Genomic DNA, 15,177 nt, shown 5'->3' with positions numbered 1-15,177 from the left:
TGCTTTTCGGAGCCCTGCCGGGCGTAGGTCACGAACCGGCGAACCGGTCGCGCAGTTCCCGCTTGAGGATCTTGCCGCTCGCGTTGCGCGGCAGCGCGTCCACGAAACGCACCCGCTTGGGCGCCTTGAACGCGGTGAGCCGCCCGCGGGCATGGGCGATCAGTTCCTCCTCCGTGACCTCGCCGCGCGGTACGACGACCGCTGTGACGGCCTCGATCCACCGCTCGTCGGGCAGCCCGATCACGGCGGCCTCGGCGACGGCGTCGTGTGTGTAGAGGGCGTCCTCGACCTGGCGGGAGGCGACCAGTACGCCGCCGGAGTTGATGACGTCCTTCACGCGGTCGACGATGGTGAAGTAGCCGTCCGCGTCCCGTACGGCGAGGTCTCCGGAGTGGAACCAGCCGCCGCGGAAGGCCGCTTCGGTCTCCTCCGGCTTGTCCCAGTAGCCCTCGCACAACTGCGGGGAGCGGTAGACGACCTCTCCGGGCGTGCCGTCGGGTACGTCCTTGCCGTCCTCGTCGACGACCCGTGCGTCGACGAACAGGACGGGCCGCCCGCAGGAGTCCATCCGGCCCTCGTGTTCGTCCGGGCCGAGGACGGTGGCCAGGGGGCCGATCTCGCTCTGGCCGAAGCAGTTGTAGAAGGCCAGGTCCGGGAGGCGTTCCCGCAACCGTTCCAGGACGGGCACGGGCATGATCGACGCCCCGTAGTAGGCCTTGCGCAGCCCGCGGAGGTCGCGGGTGGCGAAGTCGGCGCGGCCCGCGAGACCGATCCACACGGTGGGCGGCGCGAACAGGCTGTCCACGCGTCCGGCCTCGATCAGGTCCAGGAGCCGGTCGCCGTCGGGCGCGTCGAGGACGATGTTGGTCGCGCCGATAGCGAGGTAGGGCAGCAGGAAGACGTGGGTCTGCGCCGAGTGGTAGAGGGGGAGGGCGTGCACGGGGCGGTCGCCCGCGCCGAGGTCCAGGGCGGTGATGGCACTCAGGTACTCGTGCACCAGTGCCCGGTGGGTCATCATCGCGCCTTTGGGCAGTGCGGTGGTGCCCGAGGTGTAGAGCAGCTGCGCCAGGTCCTCGCCGCCCGGCTCGGGTCCGTCGTACACGGGTGCCGTGGCCAGCCGGGCGAGCAGCGAGTCGTCGGCGTCGCGCAGCGGCAGCGTGCGTACGCCGCCGGGGAGCCGGCCGGTGAGGCCGGGGTCGGCGAGGACCAGTGTGCTGCCGGACTGGCGGACGATATGGGCCAGGTCGTCGCCGGTCAGGTTCTGGTTGACGGGGACGTGCACCAGGCCCGCGCGGGCGCAGGCCAGGAAGGCGATCAGGTAGGCGTCGGAGTTGTGGCCGTAGGCGCCGACCCGGTCCCCCGGGCTCAGTCCCCGCTCCAGCAGGACACTCGCCGCCCGGGAGACGGCGGTGTCCAGTTCGTCGTACGTCCAGGAGCGGTCGCGGTACTCCACCGCGACGCGCGCCGGAGTGCGCCGGGCACTGCGCCGCAGCACCCCGTCGACCGTGCTGCCGTGTCCGGGCGTCAGCGTCATGACATGATCCTCGGCCGGTCGGCGGAACGGGTCAAGACATGTGCCTGCGGGCAGGAGGCCGCGGCACGGCGCTCCGTCGCCGCGAGGGGACCGGCCGAGCACGGTCCGGCAACTTCGTTCGCCCCATTGACACGACCCGCCACTGACAGGAAAGTTTCACTCCGCACGGCGATCCGGGAAAGATACTTTCAGCTTCGGTGGCGGGAGGCTCTTCGATGGCCGGACAGGCGATGAGCGGGTTCACGCGGCGTCAACTGGGCGCCGGCGCCCTGGCCCTGGGGGGTGCCCTGGCCATCGCGCCGTTCGCGGCCGGGCCGGCCCGGGCAGTCGGGAGCAAGGGCCGCCGCCCCACTCTACGGCGCGGTTCCGCGGAGCGCGCCGGGTTGCTCCCGGGCCATCTGCGTCAGCTCGTCACCGACGCCGAGGCGTTCCTCGGGCCCTCCCCCGAGCACCCGTGGTACGCGGGCGCCGTGCTGCTCGCCGGCCGGGGCGGCACGGTGGCGCTGCACGAGCCGATCGGCATGGCGGTGCGCTACCGGGCCTACGACGAGGAGACCGACACCGGCGTCGAGTTCCCCACCGGGGAGCAGATACCGATGGCCGAGGACACGGTGTTCGACCTCGCGTCGATCTCCAAGCTGTTCACCTCGATCCTCGCCGTGCAGCAGTTGGAGCGGGGCGCGCTGGAGCTTCACGCGCCGGTCGCCTCGTACCTGCCGGACTTCGGGCGCGCGGGCAAACAGGACATGACGGTCCGACAGCTGCTGACGCACACCTCCGGCTTCCGGGCGTGGATCCCGCTGTACAGCGCGCCGACGTACGAGGAGAGGGTGCGGCGCGTCTACGACGAGGCACCCGTCAGCCCGCCCGGCACGGCGTACCTGTACTCGGATCTGAACATGATCTCGCTCCAGCTGGTGCTGGAACAGGTCACGGGCCGGACCCTGGACGTCCTGCTGCGCGAGCAGATCACCGGTCCGCTCGGTCTGGACCGCACCCGCTACAACCCGCCCGCCTCCTGGAGAGGCCGGATCGCGGCCACCGAGGACGCCCGCCGGCCCTGGTCCGGCCTCGACCGCGGGCTGGTGTGGGGCGAGGTGCACGACGAGAACGCCTTCAGTCTCGGCGGCGTCGCCGGTCACGCGGGGGTGTTCTCCTGCGCCTGGGACCTGGCGGTACTCGGCCGTGCGCTGCTCAACGGCGGCTCCTACGGCCGGGCGCGCATCCTGCGGCCGGAGTCGGTGGAACTGATGTTCACCGATTTCAACACCGACTTCCCGGGGGACGAGCACGGCCTCGGCTTCGAGCTGTACCAGCACTGGTACATGGGTGCCATGGCGACCCCGCGCACGGCCGGCCACACGGGCTTCACCGGCACCTCACTCGTACTCGACCCGACGACCGACTCGTTCCTGGTGATGCTGGGCAACTCTGTGCACCCGGTGCGCGGCTGGCGCTCGGGGTCGGCTCCCAGAGTCGCGGCCGGCACCCATCTGGCGCGGGCCGTGCCGGTGCGTCCCGCGCACGGGCGTACGGCGTGGTTCTCCGGGACGGCAGGGTCCACGACGGCGACGCTCACGCTGCCGGTGCTGGACACGTCCACCGGCGGGGCGCGGCTGCGCTGCGCACTGTGGTGGGACACCGAACCCGGGTCGGACGCCCTCGTCCTGGAGGCCACGACCGACGGCGGCGCCACGTGGGAGCCCGTCCCGTTCACCACCACGCGCCGAGGCGGGTCGCCGCTGGAGCATCCGGCCGGGTCGGCCACCGGCTGGTCGGGGCGCGCGTGGCACCGGCTGACGGCCGGTCTCCCGGCCACCCGCGGACTCACGCTGCGCTGGCGATACACGACCGACCGGCTGTACGTGGGCCGCGGGGCGTACGTCGACGGGCTGCGCGCCGAGTCGGCCGACGACGTCCTGTTCCACGACGCGCGCCCCGCGGACGCGGCGCGGATCGAGGCGGTGGGATGGACGGCGTCGGCCGACTAGGGGTGTCGTTCGGATCAGGCCGGCTCCCGAGTGCCGGCCGAGCGGGCGTGTCCGCTAGTCGTTGAAGACGGCTTTCTGGACCTCGTTCGGTCCGTCGAAACGGTTCTCCTCCAGACCGTCGAGCCGGCTCACCACCTTGCCGTCGGCCTTGTTCTTGCGGGCGCAGTCGACGAGCGACTTCTTGTCCGCCGGGTAGTCCATGCCGCTGAGGGCCTTCTGCAGGTCGATGGGGCTGAGGTCCGCCATGGCAGGCTCCTTGTCGTGCGGATGAAAGGTGCGGAATGTCCGCCATGTCGCGGTACCCCGCCCCGTCCGGCGCATGCGCCGTCAGTTCGCCGTCCGCTCCAGCACCGCCATCGCCGCGTTGTGCCCCGGCACCCCGCTGGCCCCTCCCCCGCGCACCGCGCCCGCGCCGCACAGCAGTACGTTCGCCTGCACGAGTACGGAGCGGCCGGCCCGGGCCAGGTAGCCGGCGGCGACCAGGCCGTTGTGGCCACCGCCGACGATGACGACGTCTTTAGGCGCGGGATGTCCGGAGCACGGCGGGCGGGGTCATGGCCCTTGGTAACACGGGTCGGGAGTGGGCTGCCAGGGTGCGGTGGGGCAGGTGTCCGACGGTGACCGGGCCGAGGACGGCGCCCACGGGCCGGCCTGCGGCAGGCGTGTGGCGGCATCCGGTCCGGCGCCGGGCCGGCTCGCGGACCGGCTCAGCGAGCTCCCGCTCTGCGCTGTACCGCCACCCTGCGGTACAGCTCCACGGCCTCGGCACCCCGGCCGAGTTGTTCCAGGCAGTGGGCCTCGTCGTCACGGCCCGCGAGAGTATCGGGGTGCTCGGGGCCCAGGAGGCGTTCACGGGCGGTGGCGACTCCTCGGTACTCGGTCAGGGCGGCGGACCAGCGGCCCAGCCAGCCCAGGCCGACGGCGACCTCGCGTCGGCTGACCAGGGTGTCCGGATGATCGGGGCCGAGGACGCGTTCGCGGATCGCGCACACCTCGCGGGACTCGGTGAGGGCTTCCTCCCAGCGGCCGAGCCGGCCGAGGTTGACGCCCAGGCCGTGCCGGGCCCGCAGCGTCTCGGGATGTTCGGGGCCCTGAGCGCGGGTGCGGTCGTCGATCAGCTCCTCGTACAGCGTCAGCGCTTCGGCGCTGCGGCCGAGACGGCCGAGGCTGATGCCTATCTCGTAGCGGGCGGCAAAGGTGTCGGCGTGCTCGGGGCCCAGTGCCCTCCCGCGGGCATCGGCGACCTCCCGGTAGGTCGCGAGGGCCTCCTGCCAGCGGCCCAGCCGGCCCAGTTCGTAGGCCACCTCGTAGCGGGTGACCAGCGTATCGGGGTGGTCGGGGCCGAGCACGCGGGCACGGGCGGCGGCCACCTCACGGGCCATACGGTGGGCGTCCTCGGGGCGGCCGAGCCGGCCGAGGTTGAAGGCGAGGTTGTGCCGGCAGCGCAGGGTGTCGGGGTGGTCGGCGCCCATGACGCGCTCGCGGGCGGCGAGGACCGACGTGTAGACCTGGTGGGCGTCGGCGTGCCGGCCCAGCCGGCCCAGGGCGTACGCCATTTCCTGGCGGACGGCGAGGGTGTCGGCGTGGTCGGTGCCCAGTACCCGGATCCTGGCCTCGGCGACGCGTTTGTACGCGCGCAGCGCGTCGGCGGCGTGACCGGTGCGGCTGAGGGTGAAGGCGGCCTCGTAGCGGCTGGAAAGCGTGTCGGAGTGGTCGGCACCGAGCAGGCTCTCGCGCTCGTCGGCCACCGCCCGGTGCACCTCGCCCGCCTCCTCCCAGCGGCCGAGCCGTCCCAGGCTCAGGCCCGCGTTGTGCCGCCCGGCCAGCGCGGCGACCGCGTCGGGCGCCGGGGCCGCCCGCTCGTCGGGGGCGGGCGCGGCGGTCTCACCGGCGGGGCGCGGAATCCACTCGTCACAGAGGCCGGCGGCGGGGTCCGGGGGTGTGGAACGCGGCCCGGTGCCGGTCGCCTTGTGGCCGGTGGTCATGCCGTGGGTCCAGGACGGCAGCACGGCCCGCCCTGCGACCGGCTGGGGCGTGCGCGTCCGGGATGCCGGCCCGGTCGGCACGTACGCCGGCACCGTGCGGCCGGCGGTGATCCGGCGGCCCAGCTCCCGGGCGTCGTCCGGGCGCCGCTCGGGCCGCTTGGCCAGCAGGTCCAGGATGATCCGGTCCAGGTAGGCGGGCAGTTCCGCGCGGTGGGTGCGCGGCGGCTCGGGGTCGGTGTCGCGGTGGCCGACGAGGATCGCCCAGGCGTCGTCGAGGTCGAAGGGCGGGACGCCGGTGGCGATCTCGTAGAGCACGCAGCCGAGCGAGTACAGGTCGCTGCGCCGGTCGACCTCGTCGCCGCCGATCTGCTCGGGCGACATGTAGTGCGGGGTGCCCATGGCGATGCCGGTGCCGGTCAGCCGGGCGGTGAACCCGACGTCGTGGCCGAGCCGGGCGATGCCGAAGTCGCAGATCTTCACGGTGCCGTCGGTGAGCCGGACGATGTTCGCGGGCTTCAGGTCGCGGTGCACGATGCCCTGTTCGTGGGTGTACGCGAGCGCGGAGGCGACCTGCTCCGCGATGTCGACGACGTCGGTGACCGGCAGCGGATGATGCTTGTTGTCCTCCAGGAGCCGACTCAGGTCGCGGCCCTCCAGCAGCTCCATCACCAGGAACAGCATGCCGTCCCACTCGCCGAAGTCGTGTACGACGGTGACCCCTCGGTGCTGGAGCGCGGCGGCCACCCGGGCCTCGCGCCGGAATCTCTCCCGCAGGACGCGGGTGAAGGAGTGGTCGTGCTGCGCGCCCAGCGGTTTCAGGCACTTGACGGCGACACGACGGCCCAGGGACTCGTCCTTCGCCCGCCACACCTCGCCCATGCCGCCGCGTCCGATTCGCTCCAGCAGCCGGTACCGGCCCTGGATCAGCGTGCTGTCCCCCATCTCGCTGCCCGCCCCCGTAGCAGTCCGGCCCGCCCTCCCCTGGCCGGTCCAGTATGGCGGTTTATGGTCCGAGTTTGTATGGTGCCGGGCGCGTGGCCGGTCCGAGCCGTGCCATGGCGGGCGGAAGGTGTTTGGGCGGCGGCCGTCGGCGCGGACGTGCGGGAATCCCGCGCGGCGGGTGCCCGTGGCGCGCGGACTCCGGGTGACGGTGGTGGGTGCGGGGGTCGGTCCGCCGTAGAACTCGTGCGCGTACTGCGGTAGGAGGCCGTACGCCGGATGTGCGACCCGCCGCCGCCTCGGCCCGCGTGCGGTGACCCGATGGGCCGCGGTCAGCCCGTCGGCCGCGGGCTCTCAGCGCAGGGTGGCGAGGAACTCTCCGCAGGCCCGGGCGCAGGCGCGGCACGCCTCGGCGCTCTCCTCGGCGCCCGGGTGCTCGTCGAAGACGTGCGCGCTCTCCAGGCACACCTGCCGACACCACTCCAGCTGGACGCGGATCGCGGACTCGTCGACCTGGTTCTGTTCGGACAGCACCCGGCAGGTCGCGTCGCAGACCTCCGCGCACATGATGCCCTTGCGTCGTACGAGCTCCTGGTTCTCGGTCCCGTCCGGGTCCACGAGGCTCGCCCGCAGCGCGCACGCCCGTGCGCACTCGGTACACGCCTGTGCGCAGGCGAAGCGGTCCTCGAGGAAGCGGAACAGTTCCTGCTGGGAAGTCGTCGTCGATGTCACATGGCGCGAGTTGCCGCTGCGGACGGTGCCAAACCGCCGGGCCCGGTGTTCCCATGGCTTCCGGCCCGTTTTCCGGGGGCTCCGCCGGGCACCCGTGGACCCTTGTGAAGCTGGTGACAGCGACGATGTCGACCACACATGGAGGTGCACGACATGCCGGGACGACAGGAACTGCCGTCGACCCTCGAGCGCTCCCCCCGTCACGCCCAGCGCACCTGGGTCGAGGCCCACGACTCGGCCGTGGAGGAGTACGGCGAGGGGGAACGGGCCCACCGGGTGGCGTACGGGGCGCTGAAGCACACGTACGAGAAGGTCGGCGACCACTGGGAGCGCAAGGAGGGCGGCCGCAAGGGCCCCTCCGACCCGCAGTCCGGGCGGCCCCGCGGACAGGGCGGCCGCAGCGGTGAGGGCGTCGACGAGAAGGCATCCAAGGAGCACCTGTACGGCGTCGCGAAGCAGCTGGGCGTCGAGGGCCGGTCTCGGATGTCCAAGGCGGAACTGCTCACCGCGATCCGGAAGGCCAACCGTTCGCAGACTCGAGCGTCCCGGTCGGGCTGAGCCGGTTGGTGACGTGGACCAGGGGTACCCGCGCCGCATGACCAACGCATGGATGGACCTGGCCGCGGGCCCCGGCGGGCTCGGCGTGTGGCTGATCGTGGCGGCCGTCGTGGTCGCGGGCCTGCTGATCGGCGCCTTCGCGTTCGGCAGTCGGCAAAAGCGCCGGGAGTCGCCCCCGCCGCGCCCGGAGGAGCAGCCCCGTATGCCCGACGAGGGACCCGTCCACGAGACGCGGGAGCGGCGCGAGCCCGACGAGATGCCGAAGAGCGACGAACGGACGCTGCCGCACGACCTCGGGCACCAGAGCAGCCACACCGCCTCCGGGCAGGAGCGGCCCCGCTGGGACGAAGGCAGCAGCGGTTCGTTCGGCAGCGGCGGACCGGGCGGACGCTGAGCCCCGAGGATGTCGTACAGAGGGAAGTGAGAACCATGGCGGACCCCGCTCGCAACACCCTGCCGTTGCCCGACTACGACCACCTGCCGATCGGTGGGCTGGAGAGCCGTATCCGCTCGCTGGGCGCGGAGCAGGTGGAGGAACTGCTGGCATACGAGAGGTCGCACGCCGACCGTCTGCCCGCCACGGAGCTGCTGGCGGCCCGGCTGGAGCAGCTGCGGTCCGGCGCGGAGCCGTCCTCGGGCGACCCGGGCGCGGTACGCCCGGAGCAGGGGCAGGGCCGGACGGGCTCCCCCGTGACACCCGCGACATCCCCGCAGCCGTTCTCCTCGCCGCCGCACGGCACGCCGGACCAGCGGGGCAAGCCGAAGGGTGATCGTACGTAGGCGTTCCACGGCATGGGACGCGCTGCCGCTCAGTGCCGACGGTCCAGCGGCCTCGGCCGGTCCCGCCGCGCACCCGGGGGCGGAGGGACCCGGCCGATGTAGGACGGGGCCTTGTGGACACCGCACGCGGTGCCGCCCCGGCGGGCCTGGGCGCTGGATCAGACCACAGAGGGCGTCGGACGGCACCGGAAAGCCCAGTTTCCGGCGCGGGCGCCGGGGAACCTATGCGCCGTGCTGTTGAAGAGGAGAAGGGCCCGCGCGGGTGCGCGGGCCCGCTACGCGGCCGAGCGCACCGTCGACCGGGCCGACGGGCGGCTACCCGTCTCCGAGGGTGGTGGGCTGCTGCGCAAGGCCTTCCCCGAGCACTGGTCGTTCCTGCTGGGCGAGATCGCCCTCTACAGCTTCGTCGTACTGCTGCTGACCGGGGTATGGCTGACGCTGTTCTTCAAGCCGTCGATGACGGAGGTCGTCTACGACGGGTCGTACGAGCCGCTGCTCGGGCTGAGCATGTCGGAGGCGTACCGCTCGACGGTGGACATCAGTTTCGAGATCCGCGGCGGACTGCTGATCCGGCAGTCGCACCACTGGGCGGCCCTGGTGTTCCTGTCGGCCATCGGAGTGCATCTGCTGCGGGTCTTCTTCACCGGGGCGTTCCGCCGGCCGCGTGAGGTGAACTGGCTGATCGGCGTGACGCTGTTCCTGCTCGCGCTCGTCGAGGGCTTCGCCGGCTACTCGCTCCCCGACGACCTGCTGTCCGGTACGGGGCTGCGCATCGCGCAGGGCATCATGCTGTCCATCCCGGTGGTGGGGACGTACATCAGCATGTTCGTGTTCGGCGGCGAGTATCCCGGCGAGGACGTGATCCCGCGGCTGTACTCGCTGCACATCCTGCTGGTCCCCGGGTTGCTGCTGGCGCTGCTCACGCTGCATCTGATCCTGGTGTTCTACCTGAAGCACACGCAGTGGGCGGGGCGCGGACGCACCAACCGCAACGCGGTGGGCAAACCGATGTTCCCGCAGTTCGTGACGAACTCCACGGGCCTGTTCTTCATGGTCTTCGGCGTTCTGACGCTGCTCGCGGCGGTGGCGCAGATCAACCCCATCTGGGCGTACGGCCCCTACCGGCCGGACATGGTCTCCTTCGGCTCGCAGCCGGACTGGTACGTCGGCTTCCTGGAGGGTTCGCTGCGGCTGATGCCGCCGTTCGAGACGGCGGTGGCGGGCCACACCGTCATGTGGAACGTGCTGGTGCCCGCGGTCGTGCTGCCGGGCGCCCTGTTCGCGGTGCTGTACGCGTATCCGTTCTTCGAGCGCTGGGTGACGGGCGATCACGAGGAGCACCATCTGTGCGACCGGCCCCGGGACAAGCCCGTGCGGACCGGGCTGGGAGTCGCCGCGATCTGTTTCTACGCGGTCCTCCTCCTGGCCGGCGGCAACGACATCCTCTCCTATGTCTTCGACGTCCCGCTGAATCTGCTGACCTGGGTGTTCCGGATCTCTCTGGTGCTGCTGCCGCCGGTCTCCTTCATGGCGACCAGGCGGGTCTGCCTGGCCTTGCGGGAGCGGGAGCGGGAGCGGCTGGCCGAGGGTGAGGAGACGGGCGAGCTGCGGCAGACGCTCGCGGGCGGCTATGTGGAGAGCCACGAGCCCCTCGACGCCGAGGAGCGGTACGTGCTGCGGTCGCGCCGGGAGCCGGAGCCGCTCGCCCCGGCGGCGGCCGACGGGGACGCACCGCACGTGGGGCGGCTGCGGGCGACGCTCAGCGAGTGGTACTACGGCGACCGGGTCGACGTGGAGGAGCCGGGGCCGGAGCGGGAGTCGTCCTCGGGCGAGTTGGAACGCTGAGGGTCCCGGTCGGCGTACTGGAAGACGAGGCCGAACACGGCGAGGGCGAGCACGCCGAAGCCGATCAGTGCGAGCCACAGGCCGTAGACGATGCCGAGCGCGAGGACGATGGCCCCGAAGGCGGCGGCGGGGGGCCAGGGGCTGTGCGGTGGGAAGAAGTCCAGCGGGCCCGCGGTGTCCAGGACCTCGGCGTCACCGCGGTCCTGCGCCCGCAGACCGCGCCTGCGGTACTGCACACGCAGGAAGAACGCGATGAGCGAGCCCATCAGGAAGGCGAGGGTCAGCGCGGCGGTGCCGGCCGGCTCCTCGGAGAACCAGCCGTAGGCGGCGGCGGTGACGGCGAAGAACGCCGCCACGCCGGTGAACAGACGGGCCTCGGTCCTCACTACTGCTTCCTCTGCTCGTGCCTCTGGTCGTGCCGGCCGATGTCCGGGTGGTGCAGGTCGAACGCCGGGGACTCGGAGCGGACCCGGGGCAGCGACGTGAAGTTGTGCCGCGGGGGCGGACAACCGGTGGCCCATTCGAGTGAACGCCCGTAGCCCCAGGGGTCGTCGTGCTCGACCTTCGTCCCGTACTGGCGGGTGCGCCACACGTTGTAGAGGAACGGCAGCGTGGAAAGGCCGAGCAGGAAGGCGCCGATGGAGCTGATGGTGTTCAGCAGGGTGAAGCCGTCCGCCGCCAGGTAGTCGGCGTAGCGGCGCGGCATTCCCTGCTGGCCGAGCCAGTGCTGGACGAGGAACGTGGTCTGGAAGCCGACGAAGAGCGTCCAGAAGTGGATCTTGCCCAGGCGTTCGTCGAGCAGTCTGCCGGTGAACTTCGGCCACCAGAAGTAGAAGCCGGCGAACATCGCGAAGACGACCGTGCCGAACAGCACGTAGTGCAGATGGGCGACGATGAAGTACGAGTCCGTCAGGTGGAAGTCCAGGGGCGGTGAGGCGATGAGAACGCCGCTCATGCCGCCGAGCAGGAACGTCACCAGGAAGCCCATCGACCAGAGCATGGGTGTCTCGAAGGACAGCGAGCCGTGCATCATCGTGCCGATCCAGTTGAAGAACTTCACCCCCGTCGGCACCGCGATGAGGAACGACGTCATCGAGAAGAACGGCAGCAGTACGGCCCCGGTGGCGAACATGTGGTGGGCCCACACCACGGCGGACAGCATGGTGATGGCGATGGTGGCGCCGACCAGGCTGACGTAGCCGAAGATCGGCTTGCGGCTGAACACCGGGATGATCTCGGAGACGATGCCGAAGAACGGCAGCGCGACGATGTACACCTCGGGATGACCGAAGAACCAGAACAGGTGCTGCCACAGCAGCGCCCCGCCGTTCGTCGCGTCGAAGATGTGCGCGCCGAACTTCCGGTCGGCCTCCAGGGCGAGCAGGGCCGCAGTGAGCACGGGGAACGCGGGCAGCACCAGGATCGACGTGAACAGCACGTTCCAGGTGAAGATCGGCATCCGGAACATGGTCATGCCGGGGGCGCGCAGACACACGATGGTGGTGATGAAGTTGACCGCGCTCAGCGTGGTCGAGACACCGGACACCACCAGGCCCATGATCCACAGGTCACCGCCCGTGCCGGGGCTGAACACCGCGCTGTTGAGCGGCGCGTAGGCGAACCAGCCGAAGGCCGCCGCCCCCTGGGGCGTCAGGAACCCGGCCACCACCGTCAGGCCACCGAACAGGTAGAGCCAGTACGAGAGCGCGTTGAGCCGGGGGAACGCCATGTCCGGGGCGCCGATCTGCAGCGGCATGATCGCGTTGGCGAACCCGGCGAACAGGGGGGTCGCGAACAGCAGCATCATGATCGTGCCGTGGACGGTGAAGAGCTGGTTGTACTGGTGAGCGGTGACCAGCTGGAGCCCGGGGCGGGCCAGTTCGCTGCGCATCAGCAGAGCGAGGATGCCACCGAAGAGGAAGAAGCCGAAGGACGTCGTCATGTACAGGTTGCCGATCACCTTGTGATCGGTCGTCGTCGCCCACCGGGCCAGCGCCCGCCCGAGCGTGCGGTTCGTCCGCGGCCGCGCCGGTGTCCGGCACGGCGGCTCGGTCCTCCTGTCCACCGCCATGCGGCGGAGGGTACCCAGGCGCCACAGGCCCAGACGCCCGGCCACGCCGGGCAGGCGCCAGGCATCCGATCCCGCCACTGCACGGAAGCGATCTCGGGGTGTGTTCCCCCAGCTCAGGCGGTGCGGGCCGGTGGCGCGCACGGGCGGGTGCCGAGGCGGACCGGATGGGCCACCTGGCGGGTACCCCCGCTGTGCGCCACGGCCTCGCGACAGCCGTCGAGGACCTGGGTCTCCGCGCCGGGGACGAGAAGACGGAGCCCCTCGCGTCGCCCGGGCGGCGTCAGCCGGCGCCGGTACCGCCGGCGGCGTTGTACCGTCCTCCGACGCGGGCGCCGCGCCCGCCGCGGTCTCTTGGAGCGGCCCGCGTCACGCGAGGCCGTCGAGACGAAGCAGGCGAGGGCCGACCGCTCACCGGACCGGCCCTCGGCTGAGCGGTCGGGCGGTGGTCGGGCGGTGGTCGGGACGGACTCACGGACGCCGGGGCACGCGGCCGTCACGCCGACGACCGACACGATCGCGACCGCGTCCCGGGGTGAACCGACAGGTCACCGGTGTCGGTCGGATTCGGACGAGGGGCAGTCCGGGTTCCGGCAGGTACCCGGGTGCCACTCCGGGACGTAGATGCCGAGGGTCTTGTGGCGCTTGATCTCCGCGGGGACGTGGTGCCCGCAGGACGGGCAGATGTCCTCCCGCCGCGATGGCGTCTGCCGCGATTCGGTCGACCCCGTCGTGGACCGTGTCGTTTCCGTCCGCTGCGTGCGACTGTCCATGATCCTCACGTCCGCACTGGTGAGAGCTTTTGGAGCTTTGCCTCTACTTTACGATTACCCGTCCGATAAGAACAACTTGACGACGTTCATGACGTAAAGGCCCTTTCAGTCGGAGTCATGCCGTCGTACTCGCGGTGGCGTGAGGGCCTCCTTCTCGGAACCACCCCCGTCCCCGTCCGCGTCGCCGGCGGGGCGCCGCAGGCTCAGGATCACCGACGCCGCGAGAATCACGACGATGACCGCCAGGCTCACCGGGGACGGGATCTCCGGCACGGACGGGCTGACCATCTTGTGCGTCGCCTGGAGGATGAGCTTGACGCCGATGAACCCGAGGATGACCGCCAGGCCCTTGCTCAGGTAGTGGAAGCGGTCCAGCAGCCCCGACAGCAGGAAGTACAGGGCCCGCAGGCCGAGGATGGCGAAGGCGTTGCTGGTGTAGACGATGAAGGTGTCGTCGCTGACGGCGAGCACCGCCGGCACACTGTCCACGGCGAAGATCAGGTCGGCCGCCTCGATCGCGGCGACGACGGCGAGCAAGGGCGTCGCCACGTGCTTGCCCGCTTCCTTCACGAAGAACTTCTGGCCCGCGTAGGTGTCCCGCACCGGGATGACCTTGCGCAGGAGCCGGACCGCGAAGCTCCTGCCCGGGTCGAAGCTCTCCTCCTCCCCCTTGAGGATCTTGTAGACGCTGTAGAAGAGGATGGCCGCGAAAACGAACAGAACGGCGGTGAACCTGCTGACCACGGCGATGCCGGCGGCGAGGAAGAGGCCGCGGAAGACCAGGGCGCCGATGACGCCGAAGAAGAGCACCCGGTGCTGGTATTCGCGGGGCACCTTGAAGTAGGCGAAGATCAGGGCGAAGACGAAGAGGTTGTCGACGGAGAGGCTCTTCTCCAGCAGCCACGCGGTGGTGTACTCCGTGCCCGCCGTCGTACCGAGGACGAGGAAGACGACCGCCCCGAAGACGAGGGCCAGCCCCACCCACAGCGCGCTCCAGGCCGCCGCCTCCTTGAAGCCGATGACATGAGCGCCGCGGTGGGCCAGCAGGTCGATGACGAGCGACACGACCACGGTCGCGGCGAAGGCAATCCAGAGCCAGAACGGCACATCGAACATGCGGGCCTCACAGTGATCCGCAGGGACACACCCCTATCCACGAGTGTGCCCCATGTGACGCCGGCCGGGGTGGTTCGAAGCGCTCACCGGTCCTCGGTCACCGGGCGGGGCCGCAGTGCCTCGGACGTCACGCCATTGGCCTTGGCCGCGTCGGCGAGGGCCTGGGCGGCGGCTTCCGCGGCCTGTGCGGTGTCGTTGGCGGCCTGGGCGACGCCCTCGTCGGAGAGCTTCTCGCGGGTGGCGGGCGACTGCGGCAGAGTCTCGGTGAAGGCGCGGGACACCCCCTGGAGCGCGGAGGTGACTTCGCTGGGGATGACCCAGAAGGTACTGCCCGAGCCCTGCGCGAGCTGCGGCAGCACCTGGAGGTACTGGTAGGCGAGGAGTTTGGGGTCGGGGTCGTTGCGGTGCACGGCCTGGAAGACCTCGTCGATGGCCCGGGACTGTCCTTCGGCCTTGAGGATCTCGGCGGTACGGTTGCCCTCCGCGCGCAGGACTGCGGCCTGCTTGTCGCCCTCGGCGGTAAGAATCTGCGACTGGCGCTGCCCTTCCGCGCCGAGGATCGCGGCCCGCTTGTCCCGTTCGGCCCGCATCTGCTTCTGCATCGCGTCCTTGATGGACTGCGGCGGGTCGATGGCCTTGATCTCCACCCGGTTCACTCGCAGCCCCCACTTTCCGGTGGCCTCGTCGAGCACTCCGCGGAGCTGGTTGTTGATGGTGTCGCGCGAGGTGAGGGTCTTCTCCAGATCCATGGATCCCACGACATTGCGCAACGTGGTGACGGTGAGCTGCTCCACCGCCTGGAGGAAATTCGCGATCTCGTAGAAAGCCGCACGCGGATCGGTGACCTGGAAATACA

Annotated in this window: 13 protein-coding genes; 5 read left to right on the top strand and 8 right to left on the bottom strand. The window is 71.1% G+C overall.

Annotated elements, in window-relative coordinates:
* Positions 1-28 precede the first annotated feature (28 nt).
* Positions 29-1,534, bottom strand: coding sequence for an acyl-CoA synthetase (locus ABEA26_RS21510; RefSeq protein ID WP_345594545.1), 1,506 nt, complete (start codon positions 1,532-1,534; stop codon positions 29-31).
* A 215-nt stretch (positions 1,535-1,749) separates the two neighbouring features.
* Here ABEA26_RS21510 and ABEA26_RS21505 point away from each other — a divergent pair, with 215 nt between their 5' ends.
* Positions 1,750-3,525 (top strand): serine hydrolase domain-containing protein, encoded by a 1,776-nt coding sequence (locus tag ABEA26_RS21505; RefSeq protein ID WP_345594543.1) that lies wholly within the window; start codon positions 1,750-1,752, stop codon positions 3,523-3,525.
* 54 nt (positions 3,526-3,579) lie between these two features.
* On the opposite strand, the gene ABEA26_RS21500 is transcribed toward ABEA26_RS21505, so the two are convergent.
* From ABEA26_RS21500 to ABEA26_RS21485, 3 genes are all read right to left on the bottom strand, one after another.
* Positions 3,580-3,771: a DUF2795 domain-containing protein gene (locus ABEA26_RS21500; RefSeq protein WP_345594541.1), complete on the bottom strand. Its 192-nt coding sequence runs from the start codon at positions 3,769-3,771 to the stop codon at positions 3,580-3,582.
* 461 nt (positions 3,772-4,232) lie between these two features.
* Positions 4,233-6,452 carry a serine/threonine-protein kinase gene (locus ABEA26_RS21490; RefSeq protein ID WP_345594539.1) on the bottom strand — a complete coding sequence of 740 codons (2,220 nt, stop codon included), beginning with the start codon at positions 6,450-6,452 and terminating at the stop codon, positions 4,233-4,235.
* A gap of 351 nt (positions 6,453-6,803) precedes the next feature.
* Entirely contained in the window at positions 6,804-7,181 is a 378-nt protein-coding gene (locus ABEA26_RS21485; protein ID WP_345594538.1) for a four-helix bundle copper-binding protein, read from the bottom strand.
* Positions 7,182-7,334: 153 nt separating this feature from the next.
* Between ABEA26_RS21485 and ABEA26_RS21480 the strand changes: the two genes are divergently transcribed.
* The 4 genes from ABEA26_RS21480 to qcrB all read left to right on the top strand — a co-directional run bounded on the left by ABEA26_RS21480 (position 7,335) and on the right by qcrB (position 10,364).
* Positions 7,335-7,739: a ChaB family protein gene (locus tag ABEA26_RS21480; protein ID WP_345594537.1), complete on the top strand. Its 405-nt coding sequence runs from the start codon at positions 7,335-7,337 to the stop codon at positions 7,737-7,739.
* Positions 7,740-7,776: 37 nt separating this feature from the next.
* On the top strand, positions 7,777-8,133 hold the full coding sequence (locus ABEA26_RS21475) for a DUF6479 family protein (RefSeq protein WP_345594535.1): 357 nt from the start codon (positions 7,777-7,779) through the stop codon (positions 8,131-8,133).
* Positions 8,134-8,168: 35 nt separating this feature from the next.
* Positions 8,169-8,519, top strand: a complete 351-nt coding sequence (locus tag ABEA26_RS21470) for a DUF8129 domain-containing protein (RefSeq protein ID WP_279562403.1) — start codon at positions 8,169-8,171, stop codon at positions 8,517-8,519.
* 231 nt (positions 8,520-8,750) lie between these two features.
* A complete protein-coding gene (qcrB, locus tag ABEA26_RS21465; RefSeq protein ID WP_345594529.1) occupies positions 8,751-10,364 on the top strand; it encodes a cytochrome bc1 complex cytochrome b subunit in 1,614 nt (537 codons plus the stop codon).
* On the opposite strand, the gene ctaF is transcribed toward qcrB, so the two are convergent.
* The 4 genes from ctaF to ABEA26_RS21445 all read right to left on the bottom strand — a co-directional run.
* Entirely contained in the window at positions 10,292-10,750 is a 459-nt protein-coding gene (ctaF, locus tag ABEA26_RS21460) for an aa3-type cytochrome oxidase subunit IV (protein WP_345594526.1), read from the bottom strand. The genes qcrB and ctaF overlap by 73 nt on opposite strands.
* Complete coding sequence (gene ctaD / locus ABEA26_RS21455; RefSeq protein WP_345594523.1) at positions 10,750-12,435, bottom strand: aa3-type cytochrome oxidase subunit I; 1,686 nt, start codon at positions 12,433-12,435, stop codon at positions 10,750-10,752. Before ctaD ends, ctaF begins: the two co-directional genes overlap by 1 nt.
* An 875-nt stretch (positions 12,436-13,310) precedes the next feature.
* Positions 13,311-14,321, bottom strand: a complete 1,011-nt coding sequence (locus ABEA26_RS21450; RefSeq protein WP_345594521.1) for a TerC family protein — start codon at positions 14,319-14,321, stop codon at positions 13,311-13,313.
* A gap of 83 nt (positions 14,322-14,404) precedes the next feature.
* Positions 14,405-15,177: SPFH domain-containing protein (locus ABEA26_RS21445; RefSeq protein ID WP_345594519.1), on the bottom strand; the 773-nt coding region annotated here is incomplete at its 5' end.

It is taken from the genome of Streptomyces marokkonensis (assembly GCF_039539045.1).
GTDB classification, from domain to species: domain Bacteria; phylum Actinomycetota; class Actinomycetes; order Streptomycetales; family Streptomycetaceae; genus Streptomyces; species Streptomyces marokkonensis.
Note: the sequence above shows the minus strand (reverse complement) of the source record. Positions and strands in the feature narration are given on the sequence as shown.